General features: G+C 57.7%; 13 protein-coding genes and 2 pseudogenes. 5 read left to right on the top strand and 10 right to left on the bottom strand.

The genetic code is table 11. The features are described 5' to 3' along the window. Positions 1–56 precede the first annotated feature (56 nt). The 8 genes from Q2M23_RS39350 to Q2M23_RS39385 form a co-directional block, all read right to left on the bottom strand. Positions 57–839: a carnitinyl-CoA dehydratase gene (locus Q2M23_RS39350; protein ID WP_316398935.1), complete on the bottom strand. Its 783-nt coding sequence runs from the start codon at positions 837–839 to the stop codon at positions 57–59. After that, positions 832–2913 (bottom strand): acetate--CoA ligase family protein, encoded by a 2082-nt coding sequence (locus tag Q2M23_RS39355; protein ID WP_316398936.1) that lies wholly within the window; start codon positions 2911–2913, stop codon positions 832–834. Before Q2M23_RS39355 ends, Q2M23_RS39350 begins: the two co-directional genes overlap by 8 nt. Positions 2914–3015: 102 nt before the next feature. Next, on the bottom strand, positions 3016–4146 hold the full coding sequence (locus Q2M23_RS39360) for a CaiB/BaiF CoA-transferase family protein (protein WP_316398937.1): 1131 nt from the start codon (positions 4144–4146) through the stop codon (positions 3016–3018). A gap of 402 nt (positions 4147–4548) precedes the next feature. After that, entirely contained in the window at positions 4549–6321 is a 1773-nt protein-coding gene (locus tag Q2M23_RS39365) for an ABC transporter permease subunit (RefSeq protein ID WP_316398938.1), read from the bottom strand. A gap of 21 nt (positions 6322–6342) precedes the next feature. After that, entirely contained in the window at positions 6343–7440 is a 1098-nt protein-coding gene (locus Q2M23_RS39370; RefSeq protein WP_316398939.1) for an ABC transporter ATP-binding protein, read from the bottom strand. Between the two features lie 137 nt (positions 7441–7577). After that, positions 7578–8684, bottom strand: a complete 1107-nt coding sequence (locus tag Q2M23_RS39375) for an ABC transporter substrate-binding protein (RefSeq protein WP_316398940.1) — start codon at positions 8682–8684, stop codon at positions 7578–7580. A gap of 332 nt (positions 8685–9016) precedes the next feature. Further along, positions 9017–10180 carry a M20 aminoacylase family protein gene (locus tag Q2M23_RS39380; protein WP_316398941.1) on the bottom strand — a complete coding sequence of 388 codons (1164 nt, stop codon included), beginning with the start codon at positions 10178–10180 and terminating at the stop codon, positions 9017–9019. A 22-nt stretch (positions 10181–10202) separates the two neighbouring features. Further along, a complete protein-coding gene (locus Q2M23_RS39385; protein WP_316398942.1) occupies positions 10203–11363 on the bottom strand; it encodes a Xaa-Pro peptidase family protein in 1161 nt (386 codons plus the stop codon). 80 nt (positions 11364–11443) lie between these two features. On the opposite strand from Q2M23_RS39385, the gene Q2M23_RS39390 reads away from it, so the two are divergent. Beyond that, positions 11444–11689 (top strand): hypothetical protein, encoded by a 246-nt coding sequence (locus Q2M23_RS39390; RefSeq protein WP_316398943.1) that lies wholly within the window; start codon positions 11444–11446, stop codon positions 11687–11689. On the opposite strand, the gene Q2M23_RS39395 is transcribed toward Q2M23_RS39390, so the two are convergent. After that, positions 11680–12579: a LysR family transcriptional regulator gene (locus tag Q2M23_RS39395; protein ID WP_316398944.1), complete on the bottom strand. Its 900-nt coding sequence runs from the start codon at positions 12577–12579 to the stop codon at positions 11680–11682. The two genes, Q2M23_RS39390 and Q2M23_RS39395, sit on opposite strands and share 10 nt — an antisense overlap. 314 nt (positions 12580–12893) lie before the next feature. Here Q2M23_RS39395 and Q2M23_RS39400 point away from each other — a divergent pair, with 314 nt between their 5' ends. The 3 genes from Q2M23_RS39400 to Q2M23_RS39410 all read left to right on the top strand — a co-directional run bounded on the left by Q2M23_RS39400 (position 12894) and on the right by Q2M23_RS39410 (position 16254). Beyond that, positions 12894–14333 (top strand): aldehyde dehydrogenase family protein, encoded by a 1440-nt coding sequence (locus Q2M23_RS39400; protein WP_316398945.1) that lies wholly within the window; start codon positions 12894–12896, stop codon positions 14331–14333. Between the two features lie 12 nt (positions 14334–14345). Then, positions 14346–15617, top strand: coding sequence for a methylaspartate ammonia-lyase (locus Q2M23_RS39405; RefSeq protein ID WP_316398946.1), 1272 nt, complete (start codon positions 14346–14348; stop codon positions 15615–15617). Between the two features lie 160 nt (positions 15618–15777). Further along, a complete protein-coding gene (locus Q2M23_RS39410) occupies positions 15778–16254 on the top strand; it encodes an Lrp/AsnC family transcriptional regulator (protein WP_316398947.1) in 477 nt (158 codons plus the stop codon). Positions 16255–16545: 291 nt separating this feature from the next. Here the strand turns inward: Q2M23_RS39410 and Q2M23_RS39415 are convergent. Beyond that, positions 16546–17925: pseudogene (locus Q2M23_RS39415) on the bottom strand (aminotransferase class III-fold pyridoxal phosphate-dependent enzyme). Positions 17926–18141: 216 nt separating this feature from the next. Here Q2M23_RS39415 and Q2M23_RS39420 point away from each other — a divergent pair. Continuing rightward, positions 18142–18398: pseudogene (locus Q2M23_RS39420) on the top strand (IS3 family transposase); the annotation flags it as partial.

Consider the following 18398-nt stretch of genomic DNA (forward strand, 5'->3'; position numbering starts at 1 on the left):
TCGCTGACCGGTTTTGCCGCACGTGGCGCGACTACCTGCGCCTGCGCGCCATCACGCTATCTGCCCTTCCAAACGGGATCGCGCTTTTCGGCAAAGGCCCTGGCACCTTCGCGACTATCCTCTGAACCGAACAGCGCGTCGACAGTCGCAAGCTGGCGGCGAGTCACCCGATTCATCGCGTCCTGGAAGGTGAGCGCCTCGGTCACGCGGACCGTTTCCTTGATAGCTGCGAAGACCAGCGGCGGCCCGCCGGCAAGCAGCCGCGCGACCTCCCATACGCGTTCGTCGAGCTTCTTCTTGGGCAGCACCTCGTTGACCAGTCCCCAGCGATGCGCTTCGGCGACATCCATCCAGCGGCCGGTAAGCAGAAGATCCATGGCGACATGGTAAGGGATGCGCTTTGGCAGCTTGATGGTCGCAGCGTCGGCCAGCGTGCCGGCCCGGATCTCGGGCAGCGCAAAGGAGGAATGGTCCGAGGCATAGATCAGGTCGCAGGACAGCGCGAGCTCGAAGCCGCCCCCCACCGCCATGCCGTTGACGCAGGCGACGACCGGCTTGTTGAGGTCGCGTAGTTCCTGAAGCCCGCAGAACCCGCCGACGCCCCAGTCGCCGTTGGCGGTGTCCCCGCCGGCGGACGCCTTAAGGTCCCAACCGGCGCAGAAAAACTTATCACCAGCCGTCTTGACGATGGCGACCCGCAACTCCGGATTGTCACGGAAGCGCTTAAAGGTCTCGCCCATCAACCGCGAGGTCTTAACGTCGATGGCGTTGGCTTTCGGCCGGTCCAGCGTGACTTCGAGGATGGCCCCTTCGCGGCGTGTGGTGATAACGTCAGCCATTCTTTTTTCCTCCAAGCACCAGCAGCGCGTCTGCGATCCAGGCCCCCTTGCCTTCGGCGCAGACGATCAGCGGATTGATGTCGAGTTCCTCGATCTCGCCGGCATTCCTCTGCACGAATTCGGCAATCCCGGCGATCGCGTCGATGGCCCCTTGAACATCGGCCCTGGGCCGACCGCGGTATCCTTCGAGCAGAGGGTACAGCTTCAGGGCGCGCAGCGCAGCCTCGATATCATCTCGAGTCGCCGGAAGCATCAGAGTCACGCTGTCGCGTAAGAGCTCGACCAGCACCCCGCCGCTGCCAAGAGTCATCACCGCCCCGAAGATCGGATCCCGGGTGAAGCCGACGATCAACTCGGCGACGCCGCCTTCGACCATGCGCTCAACGTAAAGCTCACTGCTTAATGGAGACAGGTGATGGGCCGCGGAGGCGACGGCTTCGGTATCCCGGAGGTTGAGCCGCACCGCGCCAACCTCCGATTTGTGAGCGACGCCCAGCGCCTTGAGCGCCACCGGAAAACCGAGCGCCTGCGAGAACGTCACTGCCTGGTCAGTACTGACGGTGCGCTGGCCCTTGGGCACAGGCAATCCCGACTCTCGGAGACGCACTTTCGCCGCGGCTTCGTCAAGTGTCACCTTGATGTCTCGAGGCGAACCGGAAGCCCTGTTGTCAATTGGCTGCGCCTGTGGCTCGCCCCAGGCCCGACCGATGAAGGCGGCCGCCTGCGCGGCATCCATCGCCTCTGAAATTCCCATTAGCGGAACTATGCCTCGCTCGATCATATCAGGGATGTATTCTTCGGGTACATTCTCGGGCAGCGACGAGACGATCGCGCCGTGTGCGTTGCTGGCCTTGAGGGACGCCTCGAAAGCGCGCACGATGGTCCAATAACCGGCGTTCTTGGGACAGCGGTCCGGACGCGGAAAGTCCAAGACAATCAGATTAAGATCGAATCCACCAGAGACCATAGCGGAATAAGTCTCAGTCAGCGCCGGCTCGTTGCCCCAGAAGTAGGTATTGTAGTCAAGGGGATTGGCCACTGCCACCATTGGTCCGAGCACCGTCTCGATGCGGGCGCGATGCTGGTCGGTAAGACGGGGGAAATGTAACAGTTGCCCTCCCGCGCTGTCTGCCATCAGTGACGCTTCGCCCCCCGACGCGCTCATCGACGACAGCCGGTATCCATTGAGCGGTCCGATGACGTGGAGCAGCTTCAGCGTCTCGATGAAGGCGGGAATGGAATTGACTCCCGCGATGCCTAGCCGCTTCAGGAAGGCATCGGAGGCAGCGTACGAGCCCGCGAGCGACGCGGTGTGCGACACCGTCGCCTGCCTTGCCTGTTCGGAGCGGCCGATCTTCATGGCGATGATCGGCTTTTTCAGTTCGCGCGCGCGGGCTGCGAGCTTTTCGAAGCCGGCCACGGAATCGAAGCCCTCGATGTGCAAGCCCAGGGCGGTGGTGCGATCATCCTCAATAAGACCAAGCGCGATCTCGGAGAGACCGGTCTGCGCCTGGTTGCCGGCCGTCAACAGAAAAGCGATCGGCAAGCCCCGCTTTTGCATTGTCACGTTGAGGGCGATGTTTGAGGATTGCGTGATAATGGCAACGCCGCGGGCGCCCTCAGCCAGCCGCGCGCCGCCGTGCTGGTCGGGCCATAGCAGCGCCCCGTCGGCATAATTGATGAGCCCGTAGCAGTTCGGACCTACGATCGGCATTTGGCCGGCGGCGGCAACGAGCTCCGCCTGCAGCCTCTCACCGTCTTGGTCATAGGATTCGGTTTCGCGGAAACCGGAAGCGTAACAAACAGCGCCGCCGGCACCGCGTTCGGCCAGTGCCTTGATCACATCACCGGTAAGATGTCGGTTGACACCAACCCAGGCCGCATCAGGCGCTCCGGGCAGGTCGGCCACAGACCGGTAGACCTTCCGGCCGTGGACCTCCTCTTTGGTGGGATGCACCGGCCAGATCTCGCCGGCAAAGCCCATCTTAATCGACTGGCTGACGGCAATGGCCGCTTCGTTACCGCCGAACACGGCGATAGATTTCGGACGCAGCAGACGTTCCAGTTTATGCATCGATCACACCCCAAACGGCACAGCAGCGCGCGAAAGATGTCGCGCCGAATTTCCGCCCCCCTCCTCAAAGATTTCCAAGTACATCTAGCCGCGCGCTCCCTGCTATGACGAAATTCGAAACTCCTCACGTATTGCTTCAGAATGGGCTCCAAGTGCAGGAACGGGTCGAAAAGCTGGAGTACCCTCTCCATCAAAGATCGCCGCCGGAGCAATCATTCCGATATCCCCTCCGGGCGTGGATAGCTGCACTCGTCGCAGATGGGGGTGTTCGGACACACCCCCTAATTGATTCAAACGACCATAGGCGATACCAGCCGCTTCCAGTTCATTCATCACTTCGTTGCTCGATAGTTGCGCGAACCGTTTGATGACAATCTCATCCAGTCCAGCCCTGTTGCTAAGACGCTCCATATTGTCGGCGAAACCAGAACGGCGCGCCAGCTCAGGCTGCTTCAGGAACTTCGCGCAAAAGTTAATCCATTCACGGTCGTTCTGGACGGAAAAGACAATGTCCTTTCCGTCTGCGCAGCGGTATGCGCCATAAGGGGCGAGAGATGGGTGATTAACTCCCGCCCGCGCAGTGTGGTAGCCGCTGTAATCGAATTGGAGCACCGGAACATTCATCCAATCAGCAACCGCGTCGAACAGCGACACTTGGATACCCACTCCTTGTCCGGTGTGCTGACGCTGGAGCAACGCCAGCAGAATGGCATTGAGAGCGGTCATGCCAGCAGAAATGTCACACACGGAGACGCCTACTCGCGCGGGACCTTGCGCTGTCCCTGTGATCGCACAAAGCCCCGACTCAGCTTGCACGATCAGGTCATACGCTTTTAAGTGCGACAGGGCCCCGCCGTCACCGAACCCGGAAATATCGCATGTTATTAGACGAGGATAGCGCCTGCGGAGTTCCGCTGAACCGAAGCCAAGCTTGTTGATGCTGCCAGGCTTAAGATTTTGGATAAAGACATCGCCTTCAGCAACCATGGCATCGAGGATAGAGCGATCCTCTTCGACCGTCAGATCGAGGCAAACCGATTCCTTCCCCCGGTTGAGCCACACGAAGTATGCGCTCTGACCTCGGACGAGCTTGTCATAGCTTCGCGCGAAGTCACCTTCGGGACGCTCGACTTTGATAACACGAGCCCCAGCGTCCGCAAGCCGGGAGGACGCATAGGGGGCGGCAACCGCCTGCTCGACAGCAACAACTGTGATACCTTCAAGGGCTTTCATGCGGATGCCACTCTAATGCTCTGATTCAAGTGCGGAGGCGTCGGCATCGGACAATGGAAAGCAATCATCTCGAGGCTAGCGTCAATCATGATTGGGATGTCTGAAGTTCGGAACGATTGCAGTCGGGCGCACGTTCTTGAGGAACTCCGAAGCGAAAACGATCGCTCTGGGCCGCTTCAAACCGTAATTTGATACTTATCCTGCCGCCAAAAACGAAAATCATCAAATTCTACTTAGATGCGCTTACATTAGGCGAATTACGTCGCTTTACCGCAGAACTTCATCATAAAAATCGGACCATCATTGGCATTGGTATCAGCCAGCGCATAGCGCATCAAAAATCCGAAAGTCCGCAGATACTACCAAGTAGTGTGAGTTTTTGCGCGCGAGCGACGACTTTAGTCACGCGTCTGGAAACGCGCGCTCGGCCTTCGGCCTCGACCGCCACCAGGTTGCGTAGAGGGCAACGAGCCACAATATGGGCAGCAGCAACAGCAACGATGCGACTGCCGCGATCGTCGGGTCGATCTCGTGGCGGATATTCTCCCACATCTTCAACGGAAGCGTGCGGATTGAGAGCCCGCTGACCAGCGACGTTTTGACGACCTCGTCGAAGGAGTGGATAAATGCGAACAAGGCTCCGCCAATGACGCCTGGCCGGATCAACGGCAGCGTCACCCTCGTGAAGGTCTGCAGCGGCCCAGCACGCATACTCTTCGCCGCCTGCTCGAGCCGGCGGTCGAAATTAGCCAGAGTGGCTGAGACGACCACAACAACGTAGCCGATGGCACCAATACTGTGCGTAAGGACGATGCCGGTCTTCGTGCCGATCAGTCCGAGATCGAGCAGGCCGAGATAGGCTGCGATTGCGACGACGATGCTCGGAAAGGTGATCGGCGTCAGGATCAGCATGGTCAGAAAGCCGCGTAGCCGAGGAAAGGTGCGGCTGAGACCATAGGCCGCGAGCGTCCCCACGATGGTCGACAGGATGGCGACCGCAAGTCCGATTTGAATGCTGGTCCAAGCGGCGCCGGTCCAGGAGGGATCGCCAAGGAAGGAGCGATACCAGCGCAATGAAAGGGTTGAGGGGGGGAATTCCAAAAACGAGCCGCCGCTGAACGACATGATGATGACTACCGTGCTCGGAAACAGCAGGTAGAACATGACGAGCACGACAAACATATTACCGACGATCTTAGCCCAGCCGCTCTCGCGGCGGGCCTGGTATAGCTTAGCCGTCCAGCGCTTCGCTCGATAGGAAATTGCAAGCTCATTGAGATAGCCACGCAACGTGCTGAAGGAGGACAATCGCCTTGGCCAGGACTTCCGAATTGGCTTTTCCGTAGGACTCTGCGTGCCCGAAAGATCAAGCCCGAGTAGGGACAGCATGACCGCAGCTACGCCCAGAAGGATGAAGGCCGAAGCGGCGGTGCGCGCCGCGTTGAAGGAGCTCGAGACTTGTGCCGCGATGAAAGTTGATAGCATGGCATCGCGCAACCCGCCGAGGGCAGCAGGAGTGATGTAGAAGCCAAGGCAGAGCACAAAGACCAGCAGCGAACCGCTGCGGACGCCCGGCAGGCTGAGCGGAAAGAACACGCGCCAGAAGGCGGTAAAGGGCCTCGCGCCCATACTGCAAGCCGCTGCCACCAGCGACTTGTCGATGCCCAGCATAACGCTGACCAGCGGCATGATCATTACCGGCAGCATGATGTGTACCATGCCGATATAGACGGCCATACGGTTGTAGATCAGCGGGAGAGGGCTGGAAATCAATCCGAGGTCAAGCAGCAGATTGTTGATTAGGCCGCGATCGCCGAGGATGACGATCCACGCATAGGTGCGCACCAGGAGACTGGTCAAATAGGGGATGACCACAAGCACTACAAGCGCCGAACGCAGGCGACGCGAGGCGGCTGTGATCAGATATGCCATGGGGTAGCCGATGAAGACGCAGATGGCTGTGGCCACCACGCTGACCTCAATGGTTTGAAAGAGCACGCGGAGATTCGCCGGTCGATCGAGAAACGCCTGATAGTTGACGAGCGAGAAGGCCGGTGCATTGAGGCTGGTCAGGAATAGGAGGACGATCGGTATACCGAACACGGCAAACAGAATGGCAAAGGCCGGCAAAGTGAGCCCTATAGGCGTTCGGCCAAGTTTCCGAAGCATCTCCATCTGCCTTACCCTCTCCACTCCTTACGACGTGACGAAGCGGATGTCGGACCGCAACCATTGCAGCTGCACCTCATCACCGGGTCGGAAGATCTGTTGCCCCGACGCGACGTGCCCGCGGACTACGAGTACGCCGCTCCCGACGCGCACATGGTATTTGCGCAGCGGACCAGCATAGATCATGTCGTCTACGGTGCCGGTGACGGTCTGGCACTGGTTTGCATCAGCGCGCTTCGCCGCTCCGGGAGCGGCGATGCAGATACGCTCCGGCCGGATCATAGCCACTGTGCCGGACGGCTGCGCGATGCCGGCTTCGATCTTGAAACCGGGATCCTCAATAATATTTGCCTCGCCCAGAAACTTCGCCACAAAGCGCGTCGCCGGCCGGTCATAAAGCGCTTCGGGCGTGTCGCTTTGCTCAATCTGGCCGGCGCGCATGACGATGATCCGGTCCGACAGCGTGAGCGCCTCGTCCTGATCATGCGTAACGCAGACGGTCGTGATGCCGAATTCTTTATGCAGGCTTTTGATTTCACCCTGCATCTGCTCGCGCAGACTGCGGTCGAGTGCGCCGAGCGGCTCGTCAAGCAGGAGGATCGGAGGATCGGCGATCAAGGCGCGGGCAAGCGCGACACGCTGCTGCTGGCCCCCACTCAATTGCGACGGCATCCGCGCGCCAAACTCATTGAGGTGCACGCGCTCGAGAATGCGGTCGACCCGCTTTGCCCTCTCGGCGGCCCTCATGCCACGCATCTCCAGCGGAAATTCTAGATTCCGGCGAACCGTAAGGTGTGGAAACAGCGCATAGCTCTGAAAGACGATGCCCTGGTCGCGGTGGTACGAAGGCACTGCCGCGACGGACTTTCCGGCGATCAAAATGTCTCCCTGAGTAGGAGCTTCGAACCCAGCAAGCAGCATCAGCGTAGTGGTCTTACCCGAACCGCTTGGACCGAGAATCGTTAGAAATTCGCCGCGACAGACCGTCAGCGAAAGGTCTCTGACCGCAGCGACGGGTCCGTACATCTTCGTGACGCTGCAAAATTCAATCTGCGCGGGGACCAGGCCGTTTTCCAATGCCTCATCCTCGCTAATCGCGACGTGACGTCTGACATACAGGCTCATATTTGATGCTCCAGAACGATCGAATCGCGCGAACAGTCAGGGTGCGGCGCGACCAACGGCACTCACGACATCAAGACTCATAAATCTGCACGGCCGCAAACCGCGTCGCCGCCTAGGCGCACATAGCGATTCCAGTTCTAGAGGAGAATCCACTCGTTCCAGCGCTCACGGAGTCGATCAACGTTTGGCACACCGTCCGGGCCGACCTGACCGTACCACCGCATATTGAGCGGAACGCTGCTCGCCATGTAGTCAGGATGACTAGCAAGCTGACGACCCCTTTCTTCCGGTATCAGCTTGTAGGCGCTGAGATTGCCCGGGCCGTAGGGTATCAGCTGGGCGAAAGCGGCCTGGCGGTCCGCTCGCGTGGCAAATTCAATGAACTTCTGCGCATTCTTCGTATTCGGGCTACCTTTCGGGATTGCCCAATAATCCCAATTCAGCTTGGCTTGCTTCCGATTGATCTCGACCGGCGTACCCTGCTCGATCAACAGATTGGCTCGTCCGTCATAGGAATTCATGACGTCGACTTCCTGATCGTGCATCATCTGCTGGATCATGGAACCGTTAGTCCACCACTTGCGGATATGCGGCTTGATCTTATCCAAGCTGGCGAAAATGCGATCGACGTCCATCGGGTAGAGGGCGCCGGCCGCCACGCCGTCCGCCAGCAGAGCTTCCTCCCAAGGACCCTCGGCCCCCAATTGACCTGATATTAGCGTGCGACGCCCAGGAAACTTTTTGACGTCCCAGAAGTCCGCCCACGAGGTCGGCCGCGGCTTGTCAGACGGGAACTTCTCGAGATTGTAGACCATGACATAGGAATAGATCATGGAGGCAACACCGAACGGCTGTTTGGCAAAGTCTACGATCCCGTTTAGCTCGCCCTTCTTATAGATCGAGTAATCGATGTCCTCGAGGTAACCTTTCGCAGCTGCAGAAAATGCCGTAGCTTGACCAAGGCCAGCAACGTCGACCGTAACGTTTTTTGTTGTCACCATCAGCTGAATCTGCGCCAAGCTGGTCTGGTCGGTGATCGGCGTCACCTTGATGCCGGTCTCGGCTTGGAACGGCTTCACAAAAGCCTCTATGACCGCCTTTCCCGCGTCACCACCGTAGACCAAGACTCGCAGCTCGCCTGAGGACTGCGCCAAGGCGCGGCCGGTGACGATATTCAGCCCGCCCATCACGAAGGCAGCCGAACTCGCCTGCATGAGGCGTCTGCGGCTCACCAAATTGCTCATGGCTTCCCTCCAAGCGTTTCGTCTTCGATCTGGTTAACGTAATTATACCGTGCTCCTAAAGCCAAACCTCTCCAAACCAAGATCTCACGGAGCCGAAATTATGCGTCGGATGCCCTGAAAACACGGGCTTTGATCGAAACCGATGGTCACTCATATGCTCTCTGCGGCATGCGCCGTTTCTACCTGCTTGCAAATCCGCGTCGCGCTTTCCGGCGCGACTGAGATCGCTCATACGCCGAACGTGTTCTCAAGTGGGCTTCGATAGCCACTGTGGAAAAGACCATCAAGGTCGTGCTCAAGCACAGTCTCACCAGCTCCAGCCCGACGAAGCTTCACGCAGCCAGCGCCGTCTCAACCAGGTTCACCCAATAACCCATGCCATAAGACAGGGCTTCGTCGTTGAAGTCATATGCAGGGTTGTGCAAGCCCGCGCTCGGACCATTGCCGAGGAAAATAAAGGCACCGGGTCGCGCCTCAAGCATATAGGCGAAGTCCTCCGATCCCATCCGCGGTGTAACCTTGTCATTCACTGAAGCAGGCCCCACCAGTTTGCGTGCCGCCCTGATCGCCAAGCTGGTCCCCTCTGTGTGATTGAAAGTGACGGGATCGTGTCGACGGTACTTTAGCTCGGCATCCCCGCCAAATCCGCGTGCAATGCCCTGTGCGGATGCCAGAATCTGCCGTTCTGCAAAATCCCGCAGGCCGCGTACGAGGGTCCTTACAGTGCCAACCATTTCGACCCGATCGGGAATGATGTTGGAAGCTTCTGCGGCTTTCAACATGGTAATGGAGATGACGAGCGCTTCGATTGGGTTCGTGTTGCGCGACACCAGTGTTTGCAGGCCGAGGATGATCTGTGCTGCAATGACAACGGGATCGATCGTGTCATGCGGCTTGGCCGCATGGCCCCCTTTGCCCTTCACAATAAGGTCGAACTCGTCGAGCGCGGCCATAATTGGGCCCTCGCAAATGCCGAACTGGCCAACCTCCATGCCGGGCGAATTGTGCATCCCAAAGACTTGGGAGATGCTGAAACGCTCCATGATCCCTTCCTGGACCATTCTTTGGCCGCCCAGCGCTCCTTCTTCCGCCGGCTGAAAGATTAAAGCAACGGACCCTTTGAAATTGCGCGTGCTAGCAAGATATTTCGCTGCGCCCAGAAGCATGGCGGTGTGACCGTCATGCCCGCATGCGTGCATTTTGCCAGGGGTCTTGGACGACCAGGGCTTGCCTGACGCTTCGATTATGGGCAGGGCATCCATGTCCGCCCTCAACCCAATCGTTGGCCCTTCTCCGCCTTCGCCCTGGATCACTGCGACGATCCCGGTTTCGGCTATTCCGGTTTCGATGTGATTGATACCAAACGAGGCCAACTTCTCCGTCACGAAGCTCGCTGTAGTGTGTAGCCGATAATCGAGCTCGGGATTTTCGTGGAGGTAATGGCGCCAGACGGTTGCCTCGCGCTGCAGATCTCGGAAAGTTTCAAGGCTGTGCATGTCCAAGCTCACAACTTACGCATCAGACACGATGGAGTGTGTGCGGCGTACGACTGAGTATTTCCACACCGGTTTTTGTCACCAGAACATTCTCGCTACACCCGAATAGGTAGCCACTTTCGCTGAAGAGAATGAAGGGCAAGTGCAAGGTCATACCGGGCTGGAGTACGTCGGCTGCTCCCGGCTCCAAACTAAGGTTACCGCGCTCACCCCAATTGATACCGATCTGATATCCGGTCCGATGGCGAAAGACCTCTGGTCGCCCGGATCGCTCGATGACCTTACGCCCGGCAGCATCCACCTCATCCGCGGTCGCGCCCGGCTTGATTGCGGCGAGTGCAGCTTCGAGGGCCCCCTCCGCCAGGGAATACAAAGATTCGGTCTCAGGATGCCGACCCAGCACCGCGCTGCGAACTAGTCCCGCGCAGTAAGCATGCTTCGTTCCGCCAATTTCGATCATGGCGGGCTCGTCGTTTCTGAGCGGATGACGCGTAGGCTTGCCATGCGGCAGCTTGTTCCGCTCGCCGAAACCTAAGGACACCAGTCTAGCGTCGTCGCCCCCAGCTTTTCTCACCTCACCGTGAATGGCCGCGGCCACTTCCACTTCCGTCACACCATCCCGCAGAGCCCCCAAGAACGTGCGAACCGCCAAATCGGTCATGGCCATCGCATCGCGCATGACCTCGATCTCGAGTTCGTTTTTCACGACCGATACTGACGGTACCAGACGCGTGGCATCGGCGAACTTCACATTGGGAAGCTGCGCCTGAAGCGCGCTCACATCGGCCGGCGCAAGATTCCAGCAGCCGAGCTCGAGACCCACCCTCCGGTTTCCGAGCCCGTAGCGCCGCAACACATCGGCGCAGACTTTGGCAAAGTCCGGCTGCTGGACATAACCCAGGATCTCGTCAATACAGCTTTCCGCGCGAACGCCGTTTACCTCGTACTCTCGGACAACATATGTTGGCGACCGGCCCGGCGCGAGGATCAACGGGAATGGCATGAAATAGCCCCCCAATCCATCGTATCCGGTGAGATACCGGAGATGGCCATGGGCAGTGACCAACAGCGCATCAAGGTTGGCGCGCTCCATCGCCTCAAGCACCTTCTTCTGCCGGCGCTCATACTCCGATCTCGGAAATGGGGCACCGGCGAAGGGAATTGCTGAGAATGTTGTCGTCATAAGCCACCTCCATTGGTCTCGACAAGATTAGACTTACACTCGCGTTCGTGTTGTGCGTATTTCGGCATGAACTTGCAGCAATGCTGCACTTTGCCGAACGCACCGCGGACAAAAGCTACATGGCCTCGTGTAGTCAGCATCGTCGCAAGCTGAGTGCCCTCGTCAATCTTTCCGATGCGGAGCGGCTGCTCATCTTGTCAGCCAAGGGCGATCGGCGGCAAACCCAAAGTGAATACGCGCAGAGCATTGAAGAGACTGCGCATGTCCTGAGCTCGAACTGGCCAACCGCTCGCAGTCGCCTGTTTCCTCGTCCCGGTCAACTTTGACCACCGCCTTCACCGTTGGCCCACCCGGCAACAAACTTTACGATATGCTGGTGCATCGCCTTTGCCGCAGGGGCCAAGCTTTCTTGGCTCAGCGAGGCCAATACAATAACCCGGCTTTCTGGCGGGTAGAATGGAAAAACCTGCACTTCGCCCCTGTAATTAAGCAGCGCCAATCGAGGCATAACGCTAATGCCAAGTCCGCTCTCGACAATTGCAATGATTGCCGCATCGTCGATTGCCCGCGCGCTCGATCTGACCGAGATCTTGTGTTTCGCCAATATCTGCTCGGTCTCCCTCCCATAGTCTTTCCCCTGGAGTACGACGTTGTGGTCGGCCAGCTCGGGAGCTGAGATATACGCCTTGGTTTTTGGCGCGAACCCGAGCGGCGCAATACACACGAGTGGATCGGCATGTAGCGGCGTTACGTCCAGCCCGGGCGGCTCAGGCAATATAATAAAGCCTAGATCAACTTGGCTCTTTATAATCCATTCAGCAACATCGTCGTATCCGCCCTGCTCAATGGTCACTTCTATATTTGGGTAAAGGTCGGCAAATGAGCGAATGATCTTCGGTAGCCATGCGACGCTGACGCTGGTGAATGCGCCGATCCGCACGGTTCCAGACTCAAGTCCAAGGAGCTTCGCTGCCTGTTGCCTCAATTTGTCATTGCATTGAAGCAACTCTCTCACGGTCGGAAGAAGGGCTTCCCCTCCAGCAGTCAAACGAACGCCGCTTCGATTTCTAACGAGAAGTGTGAAGCCTAATTCTTGCTCGAATGAAGCAAGTGCATGGCTTACCGCTGAGGCCGATAGGTTCAGCTGATGTGCAGCTGCCGCAAGACTGCCACGCTCCGCTATGGCGACAAACACTTCGTAGGCATTTAGCGACATAAAAGCTCACTCAGATGAATATCTTACATCTCTTTCTGGATCTTCAGATCTTGCGCGGATTGGCAGGCTTTGGCCATAACAGTAAAGATATAACCTTTAGTTACAAGGGCCTATTTGAACTGCCAACGCGAGTAGTGCTTTGCCGCCCTTAAAATCAGTGGGTTGGTTAGATGAAGTTTCTGCATTCATAGACGCAAACAATTCGCTTTTTTTATAAAGATGTCATCAATACCATGCGCCGCGACATCGGAAGCCATGCTTGTCAGCTAGCTGCCGAGTTTCGTCCAACAAGTTTGTAGGGATTGGAAACGACCGTGCCGCAGGTGAAACTCGACACAAATCTTTTCATCAATGGCCGATGGGTAGAAGGCAAGGCCGGCTCCCAACCGAATATTGACCCAGGGACCGAGGAGCTAATTGGTGTCGTTACGCTGGCTGATGGGAGTCAGGTTCAGGCTGCATTGGACGCTGCGCATCGCGCTTTCCCGGCGTGGAGCGGTTTGACGGGGCAATCTAGAGGCGCAGTCTTGAAGAAGGCATCGTCTCTGCTGAACGAAAGGATTCAAGAGATTGCAGAGGGACTTCTATTAGAGTCCGGCAAGACGCGAGCCGATGCCTTCGGGGAATTGCGACGGACGGTCGAGACACTCGCCTGGAATGGTGAGGAGGCAGGCCGCGTCAGCGGAACGGTCCATCCAGGAATTGTCGTTGGCAGCACTCGCTTGTCCGTGCCAATTCCTCTCGGCGTCGTCGTAGCGATTACACCATGGAATTTCCCTGCCGTGCTGGTGGGGCGCAAGCTGGGCGCCGCATTGGCCGCTGGCTGCACGGTGGTTCTCAAAGCTTCGGAGTTTACGCCGTACACTGCGCGCGCAATTGTCGAAACACTCGTGGATGCCGGTGTACCCGATGGAGCCGTCAATCTGATCTTTGGTGATCCGGCGCCTGTTAGTAGACAATTGTTGTCATCCTCAATGGTTAAGGCGGTGTCATTCACGGGCTCAACCCGTGTGGGCAAGCAGCTCGCAGCACTCGCAGCACCCAATCTCATTCGACCCATTTTTGAATTAGGGGGACATGCCCCAGTAATCGTGTGGAACGATGCGGATGTTGAGAATGCAGTGCAGGTTACCGCACCGGCCAAATTCGGGTCGGCAGGTCAATCTTGCGTGGCACCCACCCGCTACCTCGCCCATCATTCGGTGCACGACGCCTTGGTCGACGCGCTTGTCGCGAAGACAAAGACCTACGAGCTTGGACACGGCGCGGAGGACAGCACGACGCTAGGCCCCGTAGCGCACGCCGGGCGGGTGGCCTCTTTTCTACATCTGGTCGAGGACGCTGTCGCAAAGGGTGCTGTTGTCAAAACCGGTGGCAAGAAGCTTGAGCGTGCTGGGTTCTACGTCGAGCCGACAGTGCTGTCGTCTGTGCCACGGGATGCAGAAATCCTAGTTGAAGAACCCTTCGGCCCCGTTGCTACGGTTCAGTCGGTCGACACAATCGACCACGCAATCGATCTGGCAAACGCCTCCGACTATTCGTTCGCCGCTTACGTCTTCACCGATTCGATCCGTGTTCGGGACGAGTTAGTAAGTCGTTTGAATGCGTCGAACATTGGCGTCAATCAGACTGCACCTTCGCTTCCCGACGTCGCGCTGGGCGGGCTTGGCAACAGCGGCTATGGCTACGAAGGCGGAAGGGAAGGCGTACTTGCGTATATGCATCTGCGTCTCATCAGCCAAGCCCACGGCTGATTTGCAAAATCGGTGACGATCAAAGTTGAGATGACCAGTTTGACAACGATTCAAAAAGTGCTCGCAAGCCCCGGGATTGGTTCGTTCTTCTTCGATGACCAAGCCGCGATTAAGGCTGGCGCCCGACGTGAAGGCGCAGCCTATGTCGGGAGGGCGGAAACGCACGGGTTCAAGGCAGTTCGCGAACCGTCTGAATCAGTCTCTGTGATGCTCGTGCTGAGCGACGGGTATATCGCAAAAGGGGATTGCGCCAGTGTGCAATACACAGGCGCTGGTGGTCGCGAGCCTCGTTTTCATGCCGCTGAGCTCGCAGCACAAATTGAGCAACAGATGGCACGACACCTGGCCGGCCTAGACGTTCGACATTTTCGTGAAACTGCCGTATACGCTGAAAAAATCCTCGAAGACTCCTTTGGCGCCAAACGCGCAGCGGCTTACGGTATATCGCAGGCGCTGCTTGATGCCGCATCTCACGTCGCAGGGCATCATTCAATGGCGCAAGTCATCAAGGAGGAATGGCGTATCGAGCAGCCGATAGGGGTGGTGCCGATTTACGGCCAATGCGGCGACGAACGCTACACCAATGTCGATAAAATGATTCTCAAGGGCGTGCCGGTCCTACCCCATGGCTTGATCAACACTCCACACCTGGTCGGAGCCAATGGCGAGACGCTCGAACAATACGTCAAGTGGGTGCGCGACCGTATCGCGCAGCTGCGGACCTCGGATCATTATCATCCAGTTATCCATCTCGACGTTTATGGACTGATCGGCGCGTGCGCCGGTGGCTCGATCGAAGCGACAGCAGATATCATCGAACGGTTGGAACGCGCGGCAGGTCCGCATAGTCTGGGAATCGAACATCCTATGGATGCCGGCAGTCGGGATGCACAGATCAAAGCGCTAGGTGCGCTGCGTCAAGCCCTCAAGTCTCGCGGTAGCAAGGTGGCGATCATCGCGGATGAATGGGCAAATACGGCGGATGATGTGCATCTGTTTGCAGAGGCTGGAGCGGTTGACATGGTGCAGATTAAGACCCCCGATCTCGGGTCTCTGCATCACGCTATCGATGCCATCCTTGACTGCCATCGACATGGTGTCGGTCCGGTGCTGGGTGGCACCTGTGCAGAAACCGATCTGTCGGCACGCGCAACAGCCAACATTGGAGTTGCGACGGGGGTCACGCAAATGCTGGCGAAGCCAGGCATGGGCTTCGACGAAGGTTTCAGCATCGTGTTCAACGAGATGAACCGAGCGGTACGTCTCGCAGAGGCACTTCGTTAAAGATATGGGATCGCACTGTTGCGCGAGTGAGTGCGCTCTCTACCGGCTGAAACCATCGTTTTGTAACAAACAGTAGGGAGGAGGTTTGAAAATGACAGGTCAACTTAATGGAGTCACGTATGCTTGGCCCAGGCAAGCACATTCTTTCGATCGAAACGCCATGGAGCTCGACAGGATCGACGCTCGGCTCCTTGATCTCGTACAACGCAACAATCGACTGAGCAGTGAAGAACTTGGCGCGAAGGTTGGCTTGTCGGCATCCGGCGTTCAGCGCCGTCTAAAGCGCCTACGATCGGAGGGCGTGATAGTGTCGGACATCTCAATCATTTCTCCAAAAGCCGTCGGAAGAAACGTGACCGCGCTAGTTCTTATTTCCTTTGAGCGCGACCGGGCCGACATCGTTGATCGCTTCAAACGGTCAATCTCCAAGATGGCTGAAGTGATGAGCGCATTCTACGTTACTGGCCAAGCTGACTTCGTCCTGCTCGTTACAGCTAGCGACATGGAAGACTACGAGTGCTTTACCCGTCGCCTTGCACACGAAAGTTCGGAAATAAAGCGCTTCGAAACGATGGTCGTTTTGGATCGGGCCAAAGCAGGGTTCACCGTGCCAATGGATGCTATCGCATGCTGGTGACGACTCCTGACAAAGTAGCTCGTTGACCTGGCATTCTAGTGCTATGAGCTTCGGCTGTGCGAACCCTTCGACATAAGGCTCGCACAGTTCCCGTTCGGCGCACGCTGCGATCTGAGTTGCAGTCTACGTATATCAAATCGTGATTAGGCCCTTATCCATCCAGCTCGGCAGGAAAGATCCACAAGAAGACTCCTGGACCATTCCGTCCTCCAAGTGTGGCTCCTCAGCAGCGAACGACTGAGGAGCATCATCCGGCTTTGTTTCTGGCAATGTCACTATTTGTGCTTAAGTCTAAGACAGTTCCTTGGTGATCTCTGCGATAGCCTCTCGAGCGATCCCCACGATTTCGTCGGCTTCAGCCTTAGTCATTGTGAGCGGAGGCGTGAAGCCGATGATGTCACCGTGCGGTAGCGCGCGAGCAATCAATCCGCGCTTGCGCGCGGCATCGGACACGCGAGCACCAACCTTCAATTTTGGGTCAAACCGAAGCTTTTTCTGCGGATCGGCGACGAACTCGATCGCCGCCATCATTCCGACGCCGCGAACCTCACCGACGATCGGCGACTGACTGAACTCTCGATGTAATGTCCTGCGGAAATGCTCTCCAACGCGCGCGGCATTCCCGACAAGGTCCTCGCGCTCGACAATATCAAGAGCAGCATTTGCTGCAGCTATGCCAATCGGATGCCCGGTATAGGTGTATCCGTGCGAGAAAGCGCCGACCTTTTGCGCTCCTGCGTCGAGTACTTCATACACCTTCTGCCCAACAATGCACGCCGATAGAGGCGCATACGCTGATGTGAGCCCTTTCGCGACGGTAATAAGGTCCGGTTTGATGCCGTATTTGTGAGATCCGAACATCTCACCCGTCCGTCCGAATCCAGTTACCACTTCGTCGGCGATTAGCAGCACATCGTACTTCGCGAGTACCGCCTGAATTGCGGCCCAGTATCCCTCCGATGGGGGAGTAAGCCCACCGGAGCCGAGGACAGGCTCACCAATAAAGGCGCCGACCGTTTCAGGCCCTTCCTGGAGGATCAACCGTTCAAGTTCCTCCGCCCGGCGTTCCGAGAACTGCAGTTCAGTCTCGCCAGGGTGCGCCCCCCAATAGTATGTCGGCGCGCCTGCCCGCAAAATGCCCGGAACAGGCAGATCCATATGATCATGATAGAAACTCATTCCGGTCATCGAACCGGATACGATTGTGGAGCCGTGATATGCAAGTCGGATCGTAGCCATGTCGTTCTGTGAGCCAAGGAGTTGAGTGTTATAGTTGTCTTCCTAAGACCGCTTGGCCTCCGACTTCGCATCGGAGCCGGAAAGGCCGTAAAACACCTTGCTCATATCGCCGGGCGCGATCTTGACGAGCCTGTCGGACAGCTTGGCCAGCTCTTCTGTCGTGTGACCTGCATACGTATGATAAAAGGCGAGCTTTTGGGCTTGACGTGCAATCGCCTCCGCGACTTCTACGCGGCCGTAGCCGATATTGACGCAGTAGAGACCTGCCAAAGCATCAATATATTCTCGACCGTTGACGTCCCGAATCCGGATTCCCTTTGCGCCATCAATGATGGTGGGTTCACCACTTTTCCCGGTTGCGTGGTCGTGAAGTTGAGTAAATGGATGGAGCACCGATTTGCGATCCATCTCCGAAACTTTTTTGATGTCCATACCGGATTCCTTGATCACGCATTGCTGAAGCGCTTGCAGAGCTGCTTCATGTGCTCAGGCAAGGGCAATGCTTTCCCGAACTTCCTGACCGCAGCAACCGAAGGTGCCTCTTGAAAACGAGCTGATGCTGATATGCTATCGGGGGTGATCTGACGAAAAACCGCGTTCGACGCGATCGGTCCGTCAGAATGCTGCGTTCTTTGCAAAACCACGATGCTGCGCGACCTCGCCCACGAGCGCCGACGGTTCGGCTACCGTCGGCTGTTCATTCTGCTGCGACGAGAGGGCGAGCCATCAGGGCTCAACCGCATTCACCGGATCTATCGGTAAGAAGGACTGACGGTCCGCAAGCGGCGGGCTCGCCGCAAGGCCATGGGGTGCCGGGCGCCGATCCCGGTGGAAGCGAAGCCGAATGCGCGCTGGTCGCTGGACTTCGTCCACGACCAGTTCGCCAACGGGCGTCGCTTCCGCAT

This window comes from Bradyrhizobium sp. 33ap4, assembly GCF_032654765.1.
GTDB lineage: Bacteria > Pseudomonadota > Alphaproteobacteria > Rhizobiales > Xanthobacteraceae > Bradyrhizobium > Bradyrhizobium australafricanum.

What these genes read in the sequence shown, in the direction of transcription:
- Q2M23_RS39350 (WP_316398935.1), bottom strand. Translation starts at nt 839, where the DNA reads ATGGCTGACGTTATCACCACACGCCGCGAAGGGGCCATCCTCGAAGTC.
- Q2M23_RS39355 (WP_316398936.1), bottom strand. Translation starts at nt 2,913, where the DNA reads ATGCATAAACTGGAACGTCTGCTGCGTCCGAAATCTATCGCCGTGTTC.
- Q2M23_RS39360 (WP_316398937.1), bottom strand. Translation starts at nt 4,146, where the DNA reads ATGAAAGCCCTTGAAGGTATCACAGTTGTTGCTGTCGAGCAGGCGGTT.
- Q2M23_RS39365 (WP_316398938.1), bottom strand. Translation starts at nt 6,321, where the DNA reads ATGGAGATGCTTCGGAAACTTGGCCGAACGCCTATAGGGCTCACTTTG.
- Q2M23_RS39370 (WP_316398939.1), bottom strand. Translation starts at nt 7,440, where the DNA reads ATGAGCCTGTATGTCAGACGTCACGTCGCGATTAGCGAGGATGAGGCA.
- Q2M23_RS39375 (WP_316398940.1), bottom strand. Translation starts at nt 8,684, where the DNA reads ATGAGCAATTTGGTGAGCCGCAGACGCCTCATGCAGGCGAGTTCGGCT.
- Q2M23_RS39380 (WP_316398941.1), bottom strand. Translation starts at nt 10,180, where the DNA reads ATGCACAGCCTTGAAACTTTCCGAGATCTGCAGCGCGAGGCAACCGTC.
- Q2M23_RS39385 (WP_316398942.1), bottom strand. Translation starts at nt 11,363, where the DNA reads ATGACGACAACATTCTCAGCAATTCCCTTCGCCGGTGCCCCATTTCCG.
- Q2M23_RS39390 (WP_316398943.1), top strand. Translation starts at nt 11,444, where the DNA reads ATGCTGCACTTTGCCGAACGCACCGCGGACAAAAGCTACATGGCCTCG.
- Q2M23_RS39395 (WP_316398944.1), bottom strand. Translation starts at nt 12,579, where the DNA reads ATGTCGCTAAATGCCTACGAAGTGTTTGTCGCCATAGCGGAGCGTGGC.
- Q2M23_RS39410 (WP_316398947.1), top strand. Translation starts at nt 15,778, where the DNA reads ATGGAGCTCGACAGGATCGACGCTCGGCTCCTTGATCTCGTACAACGC.